Origin of the sequence: Micromonospora sp. ALFpr18c (assembly GCF_008868155.1) — a bacterium.
Lineage (GTDB): Bacteria > Actinomycetota > Actinomycetes > Mycobacteriales > Micromonosporaceae > Micromonospora.
The window spans coordinates 1-3,601 of the sequence record NZ_WBKR01000327.1; the positions used below are offsets into that span (position 1 = coordinate 1).

Sequence of the window (3,601 nt, forward strand, 5' to 3'; positions counted from 1 at the left end):
TCCTGGCCTCGCTACGCAACCTCGCCATCAACGCCCTACGCCTGGCCGGCCGACCCGACATCACCGAAGCCACCCGCTGGGCAGCCCGCAACATGACCAGGCCATTCACCATCCTCGGCCTCACATCGTGATCATGAAACGGCCGTGGGCCCGCCCTTGACCAAGTAAAGAAAGTCTGAACACACTACGCTCCGGCCACAGCGGGCTCGGCTATGCAGCGCGCGACTGCTCCCACGGATAGCGCATGGCCTTGAGCCGTGCTACGTGCTCAGCATGACGTCGGTGCCGCTCTACGTCGCCGGCAGCTTCTGCCTCGTCGGCCCAGCTCTGAATCTCGGCGATCCACGCCTCATGGTCAGAGCGCAACAGGTCGCGAAGCGCCTGCATGTGCTGATCAACGGTCATGGTCCGAACCTCCTAGCCGCTCATCGAGCCTACCAAGCTCGTACCGGCTGTCCTCGACTTGCCGCCGGTAAAACTCCTGGTGCTCCTCGTATTGCTCGATGAAGGCACGAGCTCGCTCAATCTGAGCAGCAAGCCTCATCCGCTCGAACTCGTCCCGCTCTCTCGGGGTGGTCATTCCGGGCTCTCCTATTCGTTACCGTTTAGCTACGGCGAGGCATTGCCCCGGCCTCAGGTGCTCGGTCGTTCGACCAGTACGTCAGCGATCTCTCGCATGCTGGTGACCACCACATCCGCTCCGGCTGCTAAAAACCTGTCGACCTTGGCCGGCCGGTTTGCATACCCGACCACCAGCGTCCCGGCCGCACGCGCCCCGTCAATGTCCGCGAGCGAGTCGCCGATTAGTACACATCGGCCTGGCGACTCGCCCACCGCGCGCGCGGCTTGCCGGATCGGAGCCGGGTTGGGCTTCATGCGACCTGGGTCGGCGTATGCCCGGCCGACGACTGGCGAGACGTGCATGGCAAGACGGTGCGATGCCAGGTAAGCGGTCACCGCACCGGCAGAGTTATTGCTGACCACCGCCACCGGCATGCCGGCCTGTCGGGCCGCCACAATGACCTCCCGGCCGTACGGCGTCGGTTCGGCAGTCTCGACGGCCAGACGCTCAGCGGCGCAGAGCGCGTCCTCTACTGCCCGCATGGCGCTATGGTCGCTGGTAGTGCCGGTTCGACGTAGCACCTCAAGCGGGTCTGGCTCGCTGGCGAGGTCCGGCGGCACGTCGATGCCGTTTCGCCGCAGCACGTCGACCAGCTCAGCGGCAACTTGCGGCGCTGGGTATCCGGCGAAGATGCTGCACACCGGGCCGTCGAAGTCGAGTAGCACCGCGCCAACCTCGGCAAGCAGTTGGCCAAGGTCGGCGTTCATCCGTCGTACCGATAAGCGATGGTCGACCACACCGAGTCAAACCACTGGCGGGAGGCTTCCACGAACTGTGTGCCGTGTGAGGTGTCGTCGTCGGTCACCGCGTAGTGGAACAGCGGCACGTCCTTACCCATCAGGTCGTAGATTGCCATTGGCTCACCCTTGACCGAGACGGTGCGTTCTACGACCGGATAGAAGCCGTAAAAAGCCTCTTCGCCGTTGAGGATGTAGAGCTTGAACAACGGGGATGCCCGATGCGTTCGGACCTCGATCGTGGCCGATCGGATCAGACCGAGGTCACCCAGCTCAGTGACCTGATCTATGATGCCGTCCGCCGCGCGGCGGGTGATCCGCTCCGCGCGTTCGCGCACCGCTGGATCGTCAGCCTGTGTCTCGGCCCGCGAGGGCAGCGCCATTGGCACGGTCATGTCGGAAATCAGAACCCGCACGGCGATGGTCTCCGGGGCGAGCCGACCCACGCGCACCTTGTCGAGGGTCTCGGCGAGCGCGTCTCGCAGTGTCTCCCCGGAGAATCCGGCGAAGTCGATCGTGACGTGAGACCGATCGAAAGCGGCTTCGATGTGCGGACGCAGCTCGACCGCTCGCTGTGTCCGCGCCCGAACGAACGCACCGCTGCCCTGCCGGGACACGATCAGCCGCTCTGCCCGAAGGAGGTCCAAGGCTCGCTTGATCGTTTCTCGTGCCACGCCATAACGAGTGGATAGCTCGGGCTGTGACGGCAGCTTGTCACCAGGGGCAAGCCGCCGTGTGAGGATGGCCGCCCGCAGCTTGTTGGCGATCTGCTGCGATGCCTGTTTCGGATCGTCTGGGTCTAGCTTGCCCAGGAAGTCAAGGTTCTCAGTCACCCCCCTACGGTATCGCTGACTAGCCAAGTTGGGAAAGTTCGCCGCGCCGCCTTGACTTGGCTAGCCAGGGCGGGCTACCGTGGTCCCACTTCACCTGACTAGCCAGGAACGACAAGCTCGGTCAGGCGGGGCGAAGACGGCTTTGGCTAGGTGTCCATCAAGAGGGCAGGCGGCCTGAGATGGGTAGCGTCGAGAAGCGAAATCGTGATGGCAAGGTCAGCTATCTTGCCCGTTGGCGTGACGACGCGCGGCGGCAGCGCAAGCGTTCCTTCACCCGCAAGGTCGATGCTGACCGCTTTCTCACCCAGGTCGAGGCCGACATCGTACGCGGTCAGTACGTCGATCCGTCCGACAAGACGACCGTCGTCGAGTACGCCCGTCGTTGGGCCGCCGGCCGCGTCCACCGTCCGACTACCGCGCGGCGGGTCGCCAGCCTGATCGAGACGCACATCGCCGCGACTCCCCTCGGCTCCCGTCGTCTGGCGGCCGTTGTGCCCTCTGAGGTACAGGCGTGGGCGGCCGATCGTGGCAAGGTGCTGGCCCCGTCAACCTTGCGTAACCTCGTTGGACTGCTGCGCTCGATCTACGCGGCGGCGGTGCTGGATCGGCTCGTGGGCCGCTCCCCCGTGGTCCGGGTCAGCCTGCCGTCAGCCCACCGGGAGCGAATCGTGCCGCTCACCGTCGACCAGGTGCGCACGCTCGCCGACGCCATGCCTGCCCGCAACCGCGCGATGGTCGTCACCCAGGCCGGCTTGGGTCTGCGCCTCGGCGAGCTGCTCGCGCTGCGCGTGCAGGATGTCGACTTCGCCGCGCGCCTGGTGCGGATCGAGTGGCAGTTCGCGCCACAGTCCAAGGTGCGATCGGAGCCCAAGACGCCCCGGTCCCGTCGTACGGTGCCGCTGCCCCAAATCGTCGCCGATGCCCTGCGAGCGCACATGGCCGACTTCCCGCCGGCCGATGACGGCACCCTCTTTACGACGCGTTTCGCCGGCCCGTATCGCCACGACTACTACGGCACCATCATCTTCGGAGCAGCGGTCCGAAAGGCCGGTTTGCCGCAAAGCACCACGACCCACGACCTACGTCACCACTACGCCTCGGTACTGCTGATGCAGGGCGAGTCGGTCATCGCCGTGGCCGAACGGCTGGGGCACGAAAACGCGACGCTGGTTCTGTCGACCTACGGTCACCTGATGCCGGACTCGGAGGAGCGCACTCGCCGCGCCGTCGATGAGGCGTGGGGCTGTGCCCCCGGTGTGCCCCAAGGCGAGGCACCAACCTCCTGACGCGAAGATTCCCTTCGCGTCAGAGGCGGTTGGTTCGCTTCACGACGCGTTCTCCAGGGTGACGCGGTATCCCATGGCTTCGAGTTGATGGATGGCTCGTTTCTTGAATCGGTCGGGGTGCAG

4 protein-coding genes are annotated in these 3,601 nt (G+C 65.5%); 1 reads left to right on the plus strand and 3 read right to left on the minus strand.

The features are described 5' to 3' along the window. Window positions 1-210 precede the first annotated feature (210 nt). From F8271_RS30505 to F8271_RS30515, 3 genes are all read right to left on the minus strand, one after another. Window positions 211-405, minus strand: a complete 195-nt coding sequence (locus F8271_RS30505; protein ID WP_151493251.1) for a hypothetical protein — start codon at window positions 403-405, stop codon at window positions 211-213. A gap of 228 nt (window positions 406-633) precedes the next feature. Further along, window positions 634-1,329, minus strand: coding sequence for an HAD family hydrolase (locus F8271_RS30510; RefSeq protein ID WP_151493252.1), 696 nt, complete (start codon window positions 1,327-1,329; stop codon window positions 634-636). Beyond that, the gene (locus F8271_RS30515; protein WP_151493253.1) at window positions 1,326-2,192 is read right to left on the minus strand and encodes a winged helix-turn-helix domain-containing protein; all 867 of its coding nucleotides are present in this window, start codon (window positions 2,190-2,192) and stop codon (window positions 1,326-1,328) included. Before F8271_RS30515 ends, F8271_RS30510 begins: the two co-directional genes overlap by 4 nt. Before the next feature lie 179 nt (window positions 2,193-2,371). On the opposite strand from F8271_RS30515, the gene F8271_RS30520 reads away from it, so the two are divergent. After that, entirely contained in the window at window positions 2,372-3,478 is a 1,107-nt protein-coding gene (locus F8271_RS30520) for a site-specific integrase (RefSeq protein WP_151493254.1), read from the plus strand. Window positions 3,479-3,601: the final 123 nt, after the last annotated feature.